Origin of the sequence: Pantoea sp. MQR6 (assembly GCF_022761075.1) — a bacterium.
Taxonomy (GTDB): domain Bacteria; phylum Pseudomonadota; class Gammaproteobacteria; order Enterobacterales; family Enterobacteriaceae; genus Pantoea; species Pantoea phytostimulans.
The window spans coordinates 994532-1010529 of sequence record NZ_JAKYXB010000001.1 but is presented as its reverse complement, the minus strand read 5'-3'; the positions used below and the strand labels follow the sequence as shown (position 1 = coordinate 1010529).

Below are 15998 nucleotides of genomic sequence, written 5' to 3'. Positions count from 1 at the left end.
TATGCGCGCTGCGATAACTCAGCGCGCGTCGAGCAACGCGGCGTTAAGCGTTGCTTTTTTGCAGCGCCTCTTTGAGTTGCCCAACAAGTTCACGGCGGAAATCGCCTAAACGCGGCTTATCTTCTTCCAACCAAGGCAACGGACGGCATAATTCCATCGCCTTGATACCCAATCGCGCTGTTAGCAAACCTGCACCAATGCCTTGCGCAGCACGTGCTGAAAGCTTTGCCGCAATATCCTGCGATACCCAATCCATTCCCACTTCGCGCACCAGTTCAGAAGCGCCAGCAAACGCCATGTTGAGTAAGACTAAGCGGAACAAACGGATCCGGCTAAAATAGCCGAGCTCAATGCCGTAAATAGCGGCGATGCGGTTCACCAGGCGCAAATTACGCCAGGCGATAAAGGCCATATCGACCAACGCCAGCGGACTGACCGCAATCATCAATGTTGATTCAGCGGCATGACGGCTTATTTCACGACGCGCCTGACGATCCAACACCGGTTGCACCAGCTGGGCATACAAGCGCACAATTTCGCTGTCGTTATGGGTTTCGTGTAGCGACGCTTGCCAGCGCTGTAACGCGGGATGCGCCTGATCAAGCTCCGCCTGCTTCGCCAGTTTTTCACAAAACGCCCGGCCTTGACCGATGCCATGGCTATACAGCAATTCACGCCCAACATCACGCTCTTCGGCACGCTGACGTAGCTGATATAAACGCCGCCACTCACTGGCTAACGCACCGACGCCAGCGGCAATGATTAATCCACCCGCTACGCCGCTACCCAGCGAAAACCAGTCGCGTTCCAGCCAGGCATCATGCGTCCATTGCACCCCTTGGGCAACCACGCTTATGCCAAAAAGAGCGATTCCAGCGCCGACCATTTTTCGCCAAATACTGCGTTTTGGTTTGAGTGCCGCCTCAACTGCTCGCTCACCTGCACCCTCTTCTTCGACGTTGACATCATCCTCTTTCACGGCAAGAAAGGCGGCTTGTGCATCTTCTTCAAATGCCTGCGCGGGACGCAACGGCATTTCGCGCGCATCATCCAGCGGGCGAGCAAAATCGATACGAGGTTTTAATGGATCGCTCATCGCAGTTTATCTCCCAATAAAAATTCCAGCGCAGCATCCATGCGAATGTGAGGCAGCGGACGATCAACATCCAGTTGTTGTGGGCGAAATTGCTCAAACTGAAAACCCTGCTGCTGCCAAAAAGCATTGCCCGGCAAGCGCGGTGGCACTTCGCCCGGATACACGGTAAGCGGTTCATTATCATCAAGTCGATGACCGCGCAGCGCCGGGATTTTCTCACCACGGTGATCAACTAAACCGCTCTGCGTAGCCTGCACTGACGCCAGACCGATGCAATCCATTTTAATGCCTTCAAAGGCGGCATTTTGCCAGGCGTCCTGAACCAACTGCTGCAACAGTGAAACCATGTTGCCGTGCTGATCGCTGGTGATGTGATCGGCTTTCGTGGCGGCGAACAGCAGCTTATCAATCACGGGTGAAAAGAGTCGGCGGAACAGCGTCCGCTGCCCGTAATGAAAACTCTGCATCAGCTGGGTCAACGCCAGCCGCATATCGTTAAACGCCTGCGGCCCGCTGTTCAGTGGCTGAAGGCAGTCGACTAACACTATTTGGCGGTCGAAGCGCAGAAAGTAATTTTTATAGAAGCCCTTCACCACGTGTTGGCAATAGTAATGAAAGCGCTGTTGTAGCATGGCAAAATTACTGCCTTTATCGGCCTGCGCCAGTTTGCTGGCTTGCGCATCGTCGCCGGTTGGCCATGGGAAGAATTGCAGCGCAGGCGCACCCGCCATATCGCCCGGCAAAACAAAGCGGCCCGGCTGAATAAAGTGCAAACCTTCAGATTTGCAGCGATGCAGATAGTCGGTCCAGGCGGCAGCGATATCGGCCAGTCGATTTTCATCAGCAGGCGCGAAAGGATCGAGTTGCTGGCACATTTCGCGCCAGGGTTTTGCCCATTCAGCGCGGTCGCCCTGCAGCAAGCCATTCATTTGCCGTGACCAGTCAGTGTAATCCTGCGCCAGCATCGGCAGGTCGAGCAGCCATTCACCCGGATAATCGACTATTTCGAGATAAAGCGTGGCGGTATCTTTGAAGTGACGCATCAGCGAATCGCGGGGGCGATAACGTAGTGCCAACTGCATCTCGCTGACGCCGCGCGTAGGCGTTGGCCAGGACGGCGGCGTGCCATAAAGCTGCGCCAGTCCTTCATCGTAAGTGAAACGTGACGTGCCCATGTCACGCTGCGGGACGCGTTTTACGCCCAGCAGGCGCTCATCCCGCACCACGGAAAACAGCGGCAATCGTGCGCCGCTGTTAACATTAAGAAGTTGATTGACCAACGAAGTGATGAATGCAGTTTTCCCGCTGCGGCTCAACCCGGTTACCGCTAAACGTAGATGGCGATCAACCCCACGATTCATCAACGCTGTTAATTCAGTTTGCAGTCTTTTCATCTTTTTCCTTGATGAAGCGCGATGCCGCCCGGTTCATCACGCGTTTCAGCAGCGGCTCCAGCGCCAGTGAAAGCAGAAGACGTAAAGGACGACGCGCTACGGATTTCACTGCCCAACCAGTAACGCCGGCGGGACCGTAGGTGACAGCATTGATAATGATGAATTTAGCCGCCGACTTCAACGCGGGTGCCGCGCGATGGCGAAAAGCAGATGAACGTAGTGACATCAACACCTCCGAGGAGTCAGCAAAAGGGCCTGAAACAGGCCCGTGAAAGATGAAAATCAAATCTGACGAAAGCGGCTACGCACGCTAAAGGTTTCTGAAGTGACGTAGCGCTCGATATCCCGCACGCTGCGCTCGTCATGCTGCAAGGCGGTTTCTAGCTGATCCAGCAGTTCGCTGGCGCTCGGCTGGCGTTCGTTCGGCGCAGCATCAGCGGGTTTTACGTCTAACACAAAACCCAAAACAAAATAGGCGATAACAGTAAACACGAACAGGCCAAAGAACAGCGATAACACCACAATGACCCGTAACAAACGCACCGGAATGTCGAGGTATTCAGCTAAGCCAGCGCACACGCCCATTAACTTTCCCTCATCGGGTATGCGCCACAACTTACGTCCTTTCATCATGGCTGCCTCCAGTGTGGGTGCTCCGCATCAAGAATCGCTTCCAGCGCCTCAATGCGGTCGCGCATGCGCTGCGCATCTTTGGTGACGAGCTGTAAACGCTGAATTTCACTCTGCGACAGCTCCGATCCGCCGTTACGTTTGTTGCTGTAATGCAGCCATAACCAGATCGGCGCAACGAACAACACGAAAATCGTTAACGGTATGGCAAGAAAAAGTGCGCTCATTGACTCTCCTTAATCAGTATTCGCAATTATGTGAATTTATTCGCTGCGGTTCATTTTGGCTTTCAGCGCATTCAGCTGCTGGCTAATTTCGTCATCCGCTTTGAGGTCAGTAAATTCCTGATCCAGCGTTTTAGGCTTACCAAAACCGTAGCTTTCCGCTTCAGATTCCATGTGATCGATGCGGCGCTCAAAAGATTCAAAGCGCGCCATTGCTTCATCGATTTTTCCACTGTCGAGCTGACGACGGACATCACGTGAAGAAGAAGCCGCCTGATGACGCAGCGTCAATGCCTGCTGACGAACCCGCGTTTCGCTGAGTTTTTTCTCCAGCTCGCCGATTTCGCCTTTCATACGCTCCAGCGTTTCTTCAACCAGGCTGATTTCCTGCGTTAAGGTGGCAATCAAATCGGTAAGCTTCTGTTTTTCGATTAACGCAGAACGGGCCAAATCATCTTTATCTTTACGCAGCGCCAGCTCAGCTTTTTCCTGCCATTCAGACTGCTGGATTTCAGCCTGCTCAATACGACGGCTCAGCTGTTTCTTTTCAGCCAGTGAGCGCGCTGAAGTTGAGCGAACTTCAACTAACGTGTCTTCCATTTCCTGAATCATCAGGCGTACCAGTTTCTGCGGATCTTCTGCACGCTCCAGCAGCGAGTTGATGTTAGCGTTTACGATATCGGCGAAACGAGAAAAAATACCCATAATGATGTTCCTCTTTAAAAGTCATATGTGCGTCATGCGCTGATTATCTAATTCAAGATGCGTGCCAGTTTTTATCATCCTGATATTGCTGACTTTTAAAAAATCACTACACTTAAACCCTACTTCGTTGTAGTCAATTTGATTAACGGATGGCGAATTTCATCATGTCAGAGCAAAGAGATAATCTGTTGGGCGAATCCAACAACTTTTTGGAGGTGCTTGAGCAAGTGTCTAAGCTGGCACCGCTGGAAAAGCCGGTGTTGGTCATCGGCGAACGCGGGACGGGCAAAGAGTTGATTGCCAGCCGCTTGCACTATCTTTCCGATCGCTGGCAAGGTCCGTTTATTTCTTTGAACTGCGCTGCGCTTAATGAAAATTTGCTCGACTCTGAACTGTTTGGTCATGAAGCGGGCGCCTTTACCGGCGCGCAAAAACGTCATTTTGGCCGCTTTGAGCGCGCTGATGGCGGCACACTTTTTCTGGATGAATTAGGCGCAGCGCCGATGTTAGTGCAGGAAAAGCTGTTGCGCGTCATTGAATATGGGCAACTGGAGCGCGTAGGCGGCAATCAGTCTTTGCAGGTCAATGTGCGGCTAGTATGCGCGACCAACGAAGACTTGCCGGTGATGGCGGCGGAAGGAAAATTTCGCGCTGACCTGCTCGATCGTTTGGCCTTTGATGTGGTGCAGCTACCGCCACTGCGTGAACGGCGCAGCGATATATTGGTCATGGCAGAACATTTCGCTATCCAGATGTGTCGGGAACTGGGCTTACCGCTGTTTCCGGGTTTCACCTATGAAGCGCGCAAAACCTTGTTGGATCATAGCTGGCCGGGAAACGTGCGCGAACTCAAGAATGTGGTTGAACGCTCGGTTTATCGTCATAACAGCAGTGAAGAGATGCTGGAAAAGATCATCATCAATCCGTTTGCGTCACGTGGCGAGCCTAATAAAGTGACTGACATCAAAACGGATTTCGCCGACCTTCCTGCTTTACCGGTTGATTTGCGCCAATGGCAGAATCAGCAGGAACGTGAGTTAGTCGAAGCTGGTTTACTGCAAGCGAAATATAATCAGCGCCGCGCAGCAAGCTTGTTGGGTGTCACTTACCACCAGCTTCGCGCCATGATGAAAAAACACGGTATTCAGGCAAGGGACGATGTGAGTTAACGCGCACCGGTTTTTTCTAAATAGTTTGCGCCGAGGCAAGGCGGCAAGCGAGTTTCAATCATGTATGAGCGCGCACCGGTCTTTTCTAAATAGTTTGTGCTGAGGCAAGGCGGCAAGCGAGAGCGTCCCTGGGAGCTTACTCAGGTAAGTGACCAGGGCAAACGAGTGCAGCCAACGCCGCATCAGTGCAAAATATGACGAAAAATCAGGTAAGTGATCAGGGCAAACGAGTACAGCCAACGCCGCATCAGTGCAAAATATGACGAAAAAAGAAAAAGGCCCGCACAAGGCGGGCTAAATACTGGAAGCAATGTGAGCAATGTCGTGCTCTTCTTCGGTAGAGCCACCGTCGAAGCGCAGATGAATAATAATCATTCCTATTATCATCTGTAAAGCTCTAATTGAGAATTTTTCTCATTTCCACACTAACACTGTGATTACTTTTTGCGCCGCAGCGAATAATAATCGACCTGCCAGCGCCACAGATTTTGGACAAAGGCTGCTTTGCTATACACTCAGCGTAATGCCTCAAAATCGTTGAGTTCTATGTCCAAACTAATCTTTTCGCTGTTGCTCAGCCTCAGTGTATTGAGTGCGCCTGCGTGGTCTGCACCTGCGGGCGACATTCGCCAGAGCGGCTTTGTTTATTGCGTTAACGGCACGCTGAGCACGTTTAATCCACAAATGGCCAGCAGCGGCTTAGCGGTTGATACGCTGGCTGCCCAGCTCTATGACCGTCTTCTGGACGTCGACCCTTACACGTATCGGCTGAAACCTGATCTGGCCGCAAGCTGGGAAGTGCGCGATAACGGTGCGACCTACCGTTTTCACTTGCGCTCGGGCGTGCATTTCCAGCAGACCAACTGGTTCAAACCCACACGGACGCTTAATGCTGATGATGTGGTGTTCAGTTTTGCTCGCATGTTTGATCGCAAACATCCCTGGCATAACGTTAACGGCGGCAGTTATCCCTATTTCGACAGCCTGCAATTTGCCGATTCAGTGCAAAGCGTGAAAAAAATCGATAACAACACCGTTGAGATGCGGCTCAATAGCCCGGATGCTTCGTTTCTTTGGCATATGGCTACGCACTATGCGCCTGTCTTATCGAAAGAGTATGCCGATCAGCTCAGCGCTGTAGGTCGTCAGGAAGAACTGGATCGCCAGCCAGTTGGCACCGGGCCGTTCCAGCTCAGCGAGTACCGTACAGGTCAATATATTCGTCTGGCACGCAACCCGCAGTACTGGAGAGGCGTGCCGCGTCTGCAACAGGCGGTGATCGATCTCGGTGCTGGCGGCACAGGACGCTTATCTAAGCTGCTGACCGGCGAATGCGACGTACTCGCCTACCCCGCCGCCAGCCAGCTCAGTATTTTACGCGACGATCCACGTCTGCGCATGACGTTGCGTCCCGGTATGAACATTGCCTATTTGGCGTTTAACACGCGTAAAGCGCCGTTAGATCGCCCTGAAGTGCGTCATGCGCTGGCATTGGCGATTAACAATGAACGTCTGATGGAGTCGATTTATTACGGCACAGCCGAAACCGCCGCGTCGATTTTGCCGCGCGCATCCTGGGCTTATGACAACAATGCACGCGTGACGGAATATAACCCCAAAAAATCACGCGCAGCACTGGAAGCGCTGGGTGTTACAGATTTGCATCTGCGTTTAGTGGTGCCTTCGTCATCACAATCCTGGAATCCCAGCCCGTTAAAAACTGCTGAGCTGTTACAGGCGGATTTAGCGCAAGTTGGCGTTAGCGTCACTATTGTGCCGGTTGAGGGAAGGTTCCAGGAAGCCCAGCTTATGTCAATGAATAATGACTTAACCCTGGCGGGATGGGCTACCGACAGCAACGATCCTGACAGTTTTTTCCGCCCACTATTAAGCTGTGCCGCCATTCGTTCGCAAACTAATTACGCGCACTGGTGTATGCCAGCCTTCGATGAAACGTTGCAAGACGCGCTGTTGACGCAACAGTTGGCGGGAAGAATTGATAACTACGATCGTGTTCAGCAGATGCTGGCGCAGGAGCTACCAGTGCTGCCGCTGGCGTCGTCGCTGCGTTTGCAGGCGTATCGCCACGATATTAAAGGGTTGGTGTTGAGCCCGTTTGGCAACGCCTCGTTTGCCGGTGTCTATCGTGATGAGCGAGAGGAGCCTTAAGTGATTATCTATATTCTGCGTCGCCTGTTGCTGCTGGTGATCACGCTGTTTCTTCTGTCACTGGTGAGCTTTAGTTTGAGCTATTTTACGCCGAATGCGCCGCTGGAAGGCGCATCGCTGATGGATGCTTGGTGGTTTTGGTTCAAAGGCATGTTGCAACTCGACTTTGGCCTTTCCAGTACCAACGGTCAAGAGATCGGATTACAGCTGCGTGAAGTCTTCCCCGCGACGATGGAGCTGTGCATTCTGGCGTTTATCTTGGCGTTGCTGCTGGGTATTCCGCTGGGTATCTGCGCGGGTGTGATGCGTAACCGCTGGCAGGACAAAATCATCAGTGCGCTGGCGCTGCTCGGCTTTTCCATGCCAGTGTTCTGGCTGGCGCTGCTGTTAACGCTGTTTTTCTCGTTAACGCTGGGCTGGCTGCCGGTTTCGGGCCGTTACGATCTGCTCTATCCGGTGCAAAACGTCAGCGGCTTTGCCCTGATTGATGCCTGGATAAGCCCATCGCCGTGGCGCCATGAGATGTTGATCAGCGTGCTGCATCACATGATTTTGCCCGTTACAGTGCTGGCGATTGTGCCCACCACCGAAGTGATTCGTCTGCTGCGTACCAGCACCAGTGAAGTGATGGATAAAAACTATGTCAAAGCGGCCGCCACCCGCGGTTTATCGCGCTTAACAGTGATTCGTCGCCACGTCCTGCATAACGCTTTGCCGCCGGTGATTCCGCGTCTTGGTCTGCAGTTTTCCACCATGCTCACGCTGGCGATGATCACCGAAATGGTATTCAACTGGCCAGGCTTGGGCCGCTGGCTAATCAACGCCATTCGCCAACAAGATTACGCAGCCATCTCCGCAGGTGTCATGGTAATTGGTGGCTTAGTCATTTTGATTAATGTGATCTCTGATGTAGTGGGTGCGGCGATGAATCCGTTAAAACATAAGGAGTGGTATGCCCTCAGATAATATCTACGCTGAGAAGCGACTGCCCAGCGCATTTCGTCAGAGCTGGCACCACTTTTATAGCGATACACCCGCCATGATTGGCTTGTACGGCTTTGGTGCCGTGCTGCTGCTGTGTTTGTTTGGCGGCTTGCTGGCGCCTTACGGCATCGATCAGCAGTTTCTCGGTTATCAACTCTTGCCGCCTTCATGGTCACGTTACGGCGATGTCTCTTTTTTCTTGGGCACTGATGACTTAGGTCGTGATGTATTAAGTCGCTTGCTGAGCGGTGTTGCCCCTACAGTGGGCTCCGCCATTCTCGTTACGCTGTTTGCCGCATTCTGGGCGCTGGTGCTGGGTGTATTAGCGGGAATGACGCATGGCGTGCGATCGGCCGTGATGAATCATGTGTTGGATACCTTGCTGTCGATTCCTTCGCTGCTGTTGGCGATTATCGTGGTCGCGTTTCTTGGGCCGCGCCTGGAACACGCCATGCTCGCCGTGTGGCTGGCGCTGATGCCACGGCTGGTGCGCGCCATTTACAGCGCGGTACACGATGAACTGGAGAAAGAATATGTGGTGGCGGCGCGGCTTGATGGTGCCACCAGCCGCAATATTTTGCGCTATGCGATCTTGCCGAACGTGTTGCCCATGTTGATCAGCGAGATCACGCGCGCGTTATCTATGGCGATACTGGATATTGCAGCATTGGGATTTCTCGATCTGGGCGCGCAGCTGCCTTCGCCTGAATGGGGCGCCATGCTGGGTGATTCGCTGGAGCTGATTTATGTGGCACCGTGGACGGTGATGTTACCCGGCGCGGCGCTGATGGTCAGCATACTGATTATTAACCTGCTCGGTGATGGCATGCGTCGTGCTGTCGAAGCGGGAGTGGAATAATGCCGTTACTTGATATTCGTAATTTGACGATTGAATTTATGACTGCTGACGGCCCGGTAAAAGCCGTTGATCGCATTAATTTGACGTTGACCGAAGGGGAAATTCGCGGCCTGGTTGGCGAATCGGGCTCGGGCAAAAGTTTGGTTGCCAAAGCCATTTGCGGCGTAACCAAGGACAACTGGCGCGTGACAGCAGACCGCATGGTATTTGACGATATCGATTTGCTGCGCCTGTCGCCGCGCGAACGTCGTCGCATTATTGGTCACAACGTTTCAATGATATTTCAGGAGCCGCAAGCCTGTCTTGATCCATCGGAAAGTGTTGGTCGCCAGTTGATGCAGGCGATTCCGCGCTGGACCTATAAAGGACGTTGGTATCGGCGCTTTTGGTTCTGGCGCAAAACGCGTGCTATTGAATTATTGCATCGCGTCGGCATTAAAGATCACAAAGACATTATGCGCAGCTTCCCCTATGAGCTGACCGATGGCGAATGCCAAAAAGTGATGATTGCGATCGCGCTGGCGAACCAGCCACGCCTGCTGATTGCCGATGAACCCACGAATGCGATGGAGCCGACTACACAGGCGCAAATTTTCCGTCTGCTGAGCCGCCTGAATCAAAATAACAACACCACCATTTTGCTGATCAGTCATGATTTGCGCACCATGAGCCATTGGGCCAATCGTATTAACGTCATGTATTGTGGGCAAACCGTGGAAACGGCGCAAAGTGAAGATTTAATGTCTGTACCGCACCATCCTTATACGCAAGCGTTGATCCGCGCGATGCCTGATTTCGGCCGTTCACTGCCGCATAAAAGTCGTCTGAATACGCTCTCCGGTGCGATCCCATCGTTAGAAAGCTTACCGATTGGCTGCCGTCTGGGACCACGTTGTCCTTACGCGCAACGCAAATGTGTAGAAACACCGCGCCTGACCGGCACTAAATCGCATCTTTATGCCTGCCACTTCCCGTTGAACATGGAGGGCCAATAGCATGGAAACGCTGCTGGAAGTGCGCAACCTTAGCAAAACATTTCGCTATCGCACCGGGTTGTTTCGCCGTCAACACGTTGAGGCGGTTAAATCGGTGAGTTTCACGCTGCGTGAAAAACAGACGCTGGCGATTATCGGTGAAAACGGCTCGGGAAAATCGACCTTAGCGAAGATGCTGAGCGGCATGATCCCGCCGAGCGAAGGCGAAATCCTGATTGACGATCACGCCCTGGAATATGGCGATTATGGCTATCGCAGCCAGCGCATTCGCATGATCTTTCAAGACCCCTCGAATTCGCTTAACCCGCGCCAGCGTGTTAGCCAAATCCTTGATTTCCCCTTGCGGCTTAATACCGAACTTGATGCTGAAGCGCGAGAAAAGCGCATTATTGCCACGTTACGTCAGGTGGGTTTGCTGCGTGACCATGCCGGTTATTACCCACACATGCTGGCACCAGGGCAAAAGCAGCGTCTGGGTCTGGCTCGAGCGTTAATTCTTCAACCCAAAGTAATTGTTGCGGATGAAGCGCTGGCTTCACTGGATATGACAATGCGTTCGCAGCTGGTGAATCTGATGCTGGAACTGCAGGACAAACACGGTATCGCCTATATTTATGTCACCCAGCATCTCGGTATGATGAAACACATCAGCGATCAGGTTCTGGTTATGCATCAAGGTGAAGTGGTTGAGCGTGGTGGCACCGCCGATGTGCTGGCGTCTCCCCTGCATGACCTGACCAAGCGACTTATTGCCAGCCATTTCGGTGAAGCACTGACCGCCGAAGCCTGGCGCCGCGAGCACTGATTTTTGCTGCCTGTCGCGGAAATAACGGGTCGATTTACCCGATCACAAAGAGACGTGCTAGAATCCGCACGTCGATTAACGTCGGTCGCCTACTTTTTAATCAATGCGACCGCCAACAACAATGACCATAAGGATTACAGCTATGGGTTTTCTTTCCGGTAAGCGCATTCTGATTACTGGCGTTGCCAGTAAACTTTCCATCGCCTACGGTATTGCACAGGCGATGCACAAACAGGGCGCAGAACTGGCTTTCACCTACCAAAACGACAAATTGAAAAGTCGTGTGGAAGAGTTTGCTAAAGATTTGGGTTCCGACATCGTTCTGCCGTGCGACGTTGCAGAAGACGAGAGCATCAAATCACTGTTCACTGAACTGGCAAAAACCTGGCCGAAATTTGACGGTTTCGTTCACTCCATTGGTTTTGCCCCAGGCGACCAGTTGGTGGGTGATTATGTGAATGCCGTAACCCGTGAAGGTTTCAGCATTGCTCACGACATCAGCGCGTATAGCTTCGTTGCGATGGCGAAAGAGTGCCGCGAGATGCTGAACCCAAGCTCAGCGCTGCTGACGCTTTCTTACCTGGGTGCTGAGCGTGCTATCCCGAACTACAACGTGATGGGTCTGGCAAAAGCTTCTCTGGAAGCCAACGTGCGCTACATGGCGAACGCGATGGGTCCAGAAGGCGTACGTGTGAATGCCGTTTCTGCGGGTCCAATTCGTACCCTGGCAGCTTCAGGTATCAAAGACTTCCGTAAAATGCTGGCACACTGCGAAGCGGTAACCCCGATTCGTCGTACCGTAACCATCGAAGATGTCGGCAACTCAGCAGCTTTCCTGTGCTCTGACCTGGCTGGCGGCATCACCGGCGAAATCGTTCACGTTGACGGCGGCTTCAGCATTGCTGCCATGAACGAGCTGGAACTGAAGTAAGTTCTGCAATAAATCGTGAAATCAGTTTTAAGGGCGGGTCTGACTCGCCCTTTTCTTTTGCATCATTTATACCCCAAATCATTCGCGCTGCAGAAAGGCAGCAAGCTTATCAGCTCCAGGAGCTTACTTTGGTAAGGCTGGGGCGAAGAAGCCCGCCCAACCTATCTGCAGTTTGAATGATGTCGGGCTAGTCGTCGTTATATTCAATCGCTATTAATTATCACCGAACAATCTTTTGCCCTGGCTTGCCCTTCGGCGACGATAAGTCAGCCCTTCGTCGCCGCGCTGTTTTCAGATTATTGCTCAGCTGCGACGAACCTGAATTTGCAAAAGGATTAACCATGGAACATCGCCGCTACCCTGGCCATAACCACTGGTTTTACGAGAGCCAGACCAGCCCGCGTAACTCACAAGCGGCACCGCTGGTTCCCGAAGCTGCCCACATTGACGATCGCTTCCTGCTCGGTTTGCAGCAAGAGACATCTGCGCTGCAGTCGCTGCTGCTTGATAATCAGCCTGCCCTGTTGGCAGCACGCGATCTTAGCCAGCTACTTTTTCCTGACAGCTCAGCGCCGACGTTGACGCACACGCTGACCTTGTATGATCGACTCAGCACCGCGCTGACCGTGGCGCAGGTAACGGGCGTACAGCGTTTGTGCAATCACTATTCAGCTCGCCTGAATCCGTTGCCGGGGCCTGATTCATCACGTGAAAGTAATAATCGGCTAACTCAGATCACACAATATGCACGCCAGTTAGCCATGCAGCCTGAGGTTATTAACGCAGCGTCCATTACCGCGCTGGATGCGGTGGGATTAACCGAGCCTGATATTGTTACGTTAAATCAGCTGATCGGTTTTGTCTGTTATCAGGCGCGAGTGGTAGCGGGAATACATGCGCTGCAGGGCTTGCCGGTACGTTGGTTGCCGGGTATCACGCCACCGCCTGACGCAGATAGCAGAGGCTTTGGCCAACCACCGTCCTGGCTGCCCACACTTAAGCCTCTTGAATTGCGCTACGCCAGTGCCGAGCAGCTGGCAGCCATCACTTTCTGTCAGCCCATTACAGAACTTACCGATGCGGTGTGGGTGTTAGCGCACGATCCGGCGGCGCTGTATGGCTGGGCAACGTTGAATCAGCGACTAGAACCCAATCCATCAACCCGTTTGGCGCAAGCCGCCAGTGCACGTATTCTCGGTAGCCGCTGGGCGTTTCAACACAGTTTCCCAGATGAAGCGTTGATTGCATCAGTGGATGAGGCTGAGCTAAGTGAAGAACAGCAGCAGATCGTTACGCTGGCGGCGCAGCTCACCCGCACGCCAGAACGCTTTAGTGCAGCACAATTGCAGCCATTACTCAGTCGTGAATGGGATCAACCCGCGTTGTTTGATTTAATTCAGGCGGTTGCGCTGAGTAACTGGAACAGTCGGCTCTACTTCGCACTGGGCGAGGCGCGTTAAGCCGTAACATATCCACGCGCTTCATCAAAGAAATGCTGAGCCAGCGGCGTTGCGCGCCCCGGCTCCGCAATCACTAATGCCGCCTCTCGCGGCATTTTTGTTACATTAATCGGACGCTGGGCTAAACCGTGCAGCGATTCCGGCAGTAAATGCCCTATCGGCGAGACCAATACACCCAATCCCACTTGCGTACACTGCAACAACTGCATAATCGATGCGCTTTCAACAATCACGCGCGGAGTAAAAGTAGCTTCTCGGAACGCCATATCCAGATAGCGACGGAAGTAACGCGTCGGCTCGGCCAGACAGAGCGGCTGTTGCGCCAGGGTTTGCAAAGTGAGCGTTTCATGCTGCAGCAGATCAGGAAAATGTTCGGGATGAAAAACGGCCTCAACACCACGATCAGCGAGCATGGCGGTTTGGAAATGCAGCTCCCGCAGCGTTGCCATTTCAAAAAAACCAATGCCGACATCAACGGTATGGCTGTTTAATGCCTCCAACAGCTGATCGGCGCTGAGCACCGCGATACGGTAATCCAGCTGCGGGTAGCGCGCTTTAACGGCCTTGAGGAGTTGCGGTAGCGCGACGCTGCATTGCGGCACTACGCCCACACGCAAGGTACCGTTAACGCCGTGCTTGAGGGATTCAACTTCCAGCTTCAAGCCTTGATAAACTGAGACAATTTCTCGCGCCCAGGCTAAAACGCGATCGCCTTCAGGCGTAAATCCAGCAAAGTTGTTGCTGCGGTTAATCAACGACAATCCTAGTTCACGCTCAAGATTTTTGAGCCGCATCGATAAGGTCGGTTGAGTAACGAAACTGGCTTCGGCGGCGCGCCCAAAATGACGTTCGCGCTCTAGATTGCAGAGATAAATAAGTTGCTTGATATCGATTTTGTTTACCTATCAATAACTTAGGGTGAGTAAATTTCTTAAATAGAATAATTATGTACTACTGTGTGTACTAAACAAAAATTCACCCCGTCGATAAGCGACTTTTTGTTACCAGTGAATGTTCTTAGACAACCCGTGTATTGTCAAACTATACCGGCCTACGGCCCTCATGCATGCAAAGCACTTCATACGTCACCTTGCCCACAATCGTGACGTCTTCCAGTGACTCACCCTCTATCGCCTCACCCTCTTCTGTGATGATGGCCTGATACATAAACCTGCCGATCGCCGCTTCACCCAAAAAGTTATACGCGACCTTGTCACCTATTTTTACCGTTAGCGCCCGGTCAACCTTGTTTGTCGGTGAGAGCCATTTAAACTCTCTTAGAAAAAGAAATAAGATTAATTATGAGTAAGAGCCAAGAGTTGGATTGGTGCTTAAATAAAGATGATTCGCTTTATTTTTATCCTCTTTGTATTGAGGTTCAGGGCAACTATAAAATTTGGTGTGACTTGAGCGGATCATATGAATTAACTCTTTCAGATGTTACTTACAAAGACAAAGTAATGGTCATGCTTGAATACAAAGATGAGGATGATGATAGACCTGCATCAATTGCTTTCATTGAGACGGACAACAGCATTGAATCTATGCTTGCTTTTATCAAAAATACTGATTCTGCATTTCATGAGCCATTACACATAACGATCCATGAATGGGCGTTGCAATGCTTTTACCGCTCGTAACCATTGCCCACCGATTGATGAGATTTCTGGTGGCAATAAAAAACCGCCCGGAGGCGGTATATTCTTGCATCAAGGCGCAAAACGCATGGGTATCTCATCTTTCAGATATGCTGGTCGCATAGGAAAGGTATTTGATTCTATAGCCTGATTTGTAGCCTCAATTGCTGCCACACACAGGTCTGGGTCTCCACCTTTAGATGTAATGCTTACCGGCGGTTTCCCCAACGGCTGCATGATTACTAAATCACAGGTCTTTCCTTGATACTTATCAGCATCGAAAAATCGGTATTGGATTGCTGTTACCACTTGGCAAAGCCATAAATTGGTGTCTCGGCTTGCAGCTTGTGCTGGTATCTGAGATTCACACTGACTTTGTATTTCTGACGCTGTTGGAAATTTGAATGGCCTATTTGGATGTCTGCCGTTATTAGATTGGCAGCCAACTAACAATAAAGCGGCTATCAGGTATAGTGATTTTTTCATCATGGCTTCCATGCAGGTTTTTTAAAACTTATACCACTCTGGACACATAACGAAAACTACGATCTAGATTGAGTAAACCATCATCAGGCGCACTCGCAAATGCGTCTTGTGATGCCCACAAAAAAAGCCTCCGTAAGGAGGCTTTATGATTTATGACTTAAAGCCACTCTTACCATTAGCTTTGCGCCATGATTTAACAGCGGCGACAATCTTCACAGGTGTTGCGTCCTCATCTTCGCTGTAATAAATCAGGTCAGAACCTTCAGGGTGCTCACTTACTGAAATGAAATTTTCCAGAAGTTTATCCTGATAATCTTCGCCGCCCTCAGCGCTACAGATTTCACTCACAAGTTGGGTGAATTCTGCTTCCGTATACTCTTCGAAACTTGGCTTTAAATTCATTGAACACCCTCATGTTTAGAGTGATGTTAACCCAAGCTGTTCAAGAGAGCAC

18 protein-coding genes are annotated in these 15998 nt (G+C 51.7%); 9 read left to right on the top strand and 9 right to left on the bottom strand.

Going from position 1 to position 15998, the window contains the following annotated elements:
• Positions 1-43: 43 nt before the first annotated feature.
• Genes MUG06_RS04695 through pspA form a run of 6 tightly spaced genes read right to left on the bottom strand, consistent with a single transcriptional unit; the run spans position 44 to position 4049 of the window.
• Complete coding sequence (locus tag MUG06_RS04695; RefSeq protein WP_243077867.1) at positions 44-1096, bottom strand: YcjF family protein; 1053 nt, start codon at positions 1094-1096, stop codon at positions 44-46.
• Positions 1093-2490 carry a YcjX family protein gene (locus tag MUG06_RS04690; protein WP_243077866.1) on the bottom strand — a complete coding sequence of 466 codons (1398 nt, stop codon included), beginning with the start codon at positions 2488-2490 and terminating at the stop codon, positions 1093-1095. Before MUG06_RS04690 ends, MUG06_RS04695 begins: the two co-directional genes overlap by 4 nt.
• Complete coding sequence (pspD, locus tag MUG06_RS04685) at positions 2471-2716, bottom strand: phage shock protein PspD (protein WP_215846741.1); 246 nt, start codon at positions 2714-2716, stop codon at positions 2471-2473. The genes MUG06_RS04690 and pspD overlap by 20 nt, the downstream gene beginning before the upstream one ends.
• A 56-nt stretch (positions 2717-2772) precedes the next feature.
• Positions 2773-3123 carry an envelope stress response membrane protein PspC gene (pspC, locus tag MUG06_RS04680; protein WP_215846740.1) on the bottom strand — a complete coding sequence of 117 codons (351 nt, stop codon included), beginning with the start codon at positions 3121-3123 and terminating at the stop codon, positions 2773-2775.
• Positions 3120-3347: an envelope stress response membrane protein PspB gene (pspB, locus tag MUG06_RS04675; protein WP_215846739.1), complete on the bottom strand. Its 228-nt coding sequence runs from the start codon at positions 3345-3347 to the stop codon at positions 3120-3122. Before pspB ends, pspC begins: the two co-directional genes overlap by 4 nt.
• 36 nt (positions 3348-3383) lie before the next feature.
• A complete protein-coding gene (gene pspA, locus MUG06_RS04670; RefSeq protein WP_215846738.1) occupies positions 3384-4049 on the bottom strand; it encodes a phage shock protein PspA in 666 nt (221 codons plus the stop codon).
• 164 nt (positions 4050-4213) lie between these two features.
• On the opposite strand from pspA, the gene pspF reads away from it, so the two are divergent.
• The 8 genes from pspF to MUG06_RS04630 all read left to right on the top strand — a co-directional run bounded on the left by pspF (position 4214) and on the right by MUG06_RS04630 (position 13421).
• The gene (gene pspF, locus MUG06_RS04665; RefSeq protein ID WP_243077865.1) at positions 4214-5218 is read left to right on the top strand and encodes a phage shock protein operon transcriptional activator; all 1005 of its coding nucleotides are present in this window, start codon (positions 4214-4216) and stop codon (positions 5216-5218) included.
• Positions 5219-5764: 546 nt separating this feature from the next.
• Positions 5765-7387, top strand: coding sequence for an ABC transporter substrate-binding protein SapA (gene sapA / locus MUG06_RS04660; RefSeq protein ID WP_243077864.1), 1623 nt, complete (start codon positions 5765-5767; stop codon positions 7385-7387).
• Positions 7388-8353: a putrescine export ABC transporter permease SapB gene (gene sapB / locus MUG06_RS04655; protein ID WP_215846736.1), complete on the top strand. Its 966-nt coding sequence runs from the start codon at positions 7388-7390 to the stop codon at positions 8351-8353. It abuts the gene before it with no gap.
• Positions 8340-9230, top strand: coding sequence for a putrescine export ABC transporter permease SapC (gene sapC, locus MUG06_RS04650; protein WP_243077863.1), 891 nt, complete (start codon positions 8340-8342; stop codon positions 9228-9230). Before sapB ends, sapC begins: the two co-directional genes overlap by 14 nt.
• A complete protein-coding gene (sapD, locus tag MUG06_RS04645; protein ID WP_215846735.1) occupies positions 9230-10225 on the top strand; it encodes a putrescine export ABC transporter ATP-binding protein SapD in 996 nt (331 codons plus the stop codon). The genes sapC and sapD overlap by 1 nt, the downstream gene beginning before the upstream one ends.
• A 1-nt stretch (position 10226) precedes the next feature.
• A complete protein-coding gene (sapF, locus tag MUG06_RS04640; RefSeq protein ID WP_243077862.1) occupies positions 10227-11030 on the top strand; it encodes a putrescine export ABC transporter ATP-binding protein SapF in 804 nt (267 codons plus the stop codon).
• Between the two features lie 142 nt (positions 11031-11172).
• Positions 11173-11961 carry an enoyl-ACP reductase FabI gene (gene fabI, locus MUG06_RS04635; protein WP_215846734.1) on the top strand — a complete coding sequence of 263 codons (789 nt, stop codon included), beginning with the start codon at positions 11173-11175 and terminating at the stop codon, positions 11959-11961.
• Positions 11962-12302: 341 nt separating this feature from the next.
• Positions 12303-13421 (top strand): oxidoreductase, encoded by a 1119-nt coding sequence (locus MUG06_RS04630; protein WP_243077861.1) that lies wholly within the window; start codon positions 12303-12305, stop codon positions 13419-13421.
• Here MUG06_RS04630 and MUG06_RS04625 read toward each other — a convergent pair.
• Positions 13418-14314 carry a LysR family transcriptional regulator gene (locus MUG06_RS04625; protein WP_215848275.1) on the bottom strand — a complete coding sequence of 299 codons (897 nt, stop codon included), beginning with the start codon at positions 14312-14314 and terminating at the stop codon, positions 13418-13420. The genes MUG06_RS04630 and MUG06_RS04625 overlap by 4 nt on opposite strands.
• Positions 14315-14722: 408 nt before the next feature.
• Between MUG06_RS04625 and MUG06_RS04620 the strand changes: the two genes are divergently transcribed.
• Complete coding sequence (locus MUG06_RS04620; protein ID WP_215846732.1) at positions 14723-15061, top strand: hypothetical protein; 339 nt, start codon at positions 14723-14725, stop codon at positions 15059-15061.
• A gap of 69 nt (positions 15062-15130) precedes the next feature.
• Here the strand turns inward: MUG06_RS04620 and MUG06_RS04615 are convergent, their stop codons facing one another.
• Positions 15131-15547 carry a cell envelope integrity TolA C-terminal domain-containing protein gene (locus MUG06_RS04615; protein WP_243077860.1) on the bottom strand — a complete coding sequence of 139 codons (417 nt, stop codon included), beginning with the start codon at positions 15545-15547 and terminating at the stop codon, positions 15131-15133.
• Positions 15548-15694: 147 nt separating this feature from the next.
• A complete protein-coding gene (locus tag MUG06_RS04610; RefSeq protein ID WP_243077859.1) occupies positions 15695-15946 on the bottom strand; it encodes a bacteriocin immunity protein in 252 nt (83 codons plus the stop codon).
• Positions 15947-15998 lie beyond the last annotated feature (52 nt).

Bases quoted from the DNA above. Each gene is read 5' to 3' on its own strand.
- MUG06_RS04695 (WP_243077867.1), bottom strand. From the start codon at position 1,096: ATGAGCGATCCATTAAAACCTCGTATCGATTTTGCTCGCCCGCTGGAT.
- MUG06_RS04690 (WP_243077866.1), bottom strand. From the start codon at position 2,490: ATGAAAAGACTGCAAACTGAATTAACAGCGTTGATGAATCGTGGGGTT.
- pspD (WP_215846741.1), bottom strand. From the start codon at position 2,716: ATGTCACTACGTTCATCTGCTTTTCGCCATCGCGCGGCACCCGCGTTG.
- pspC (WP_215846740.1), bottom strand. From the start codon at position 3,123: ATGATGAAAGGACGTAAGTTGTGGCGCATACCCGATGAGGGAAAGTTA.
- pspB (WP_215846739.1), bottom strand. From the start codon at position 3,347: ATGAGCGCACTTTTTCTTGCCATACCGTTAACGATTTTCGTGTTGTTC.
- pspA (WP_215846738.1), bottom strand. From the start codon at position 4,049: ATGGGTATTTTTTCTCGTTTCGCCGATATCGTAAACGCTAACATCAAC.
- pspF (WP_243077865.1), top strand. From the start codon at position 4,214: ATGTCAGAGCAAAGAGATAATCTGTTGGGCGAATCCAACAACTTTTTG.
- sapA (WP_243077864.1), top strand. From the start codon at position 5,765: ATGTCCAAACTAATCTTTTCGCTGTTGCTCAGCCTCAGTGTATTGAGT.
- sapC (WP_243077863.1), top strand. From the start codon at position 8,340: ATGCCCTCAGATAATATCTACGCTGAGAAGCGACTGCCCAGCGCATTT.
- sapD (WP_215846735.1), top strand. From the start codon at position 9,230: ATGCCGTTACTTGATATTCGTAATTTGACGATTGAATTTATGACTGCT.
- sapF (WP_243077862.1), top strand. From the start codon at position 10,227: ATGGAAACGCTGCTGGAAGTGCGCAACCTTAGCAAAACATTTCGCTAT.
- fabI (WP_215846734.1), top strand. From the start codon at position 11,173: ATGGGTTTTCTTTCCGGTAAGCGCATTCTGATTACTGGCGTTGCCAGT.
- MUG06_RS04630 (WP_243077861.1), top strand. From the start codon at position 12,303: ATGGAACATCGCCGCTACCCTGGCCATAACCACTGGTTTTACGAGAGC.
- MUG06_RS04620 (WP_215846732.1), top strand. From the start codon at position 14,723: ATGAGTAAGAGCCAAGAGTTGGATTGGTGCTTAAATAAAGATGATTCG.
- MUG06_RS04615 (WP_243077860.1), bottom strand. From the start codon at position 15,547: ATGATGAAAAAATCACTATACCTGATAGCCGCTTTATTGTTAGTTGGC.
- MUG06_RS04610 (WP_243077859.1), bottom strand. From the start codon at position 15,946: ATGAATTTAAAGCCAAGTTTCGAAGAGTATACGGAAGCAGAATTCACC.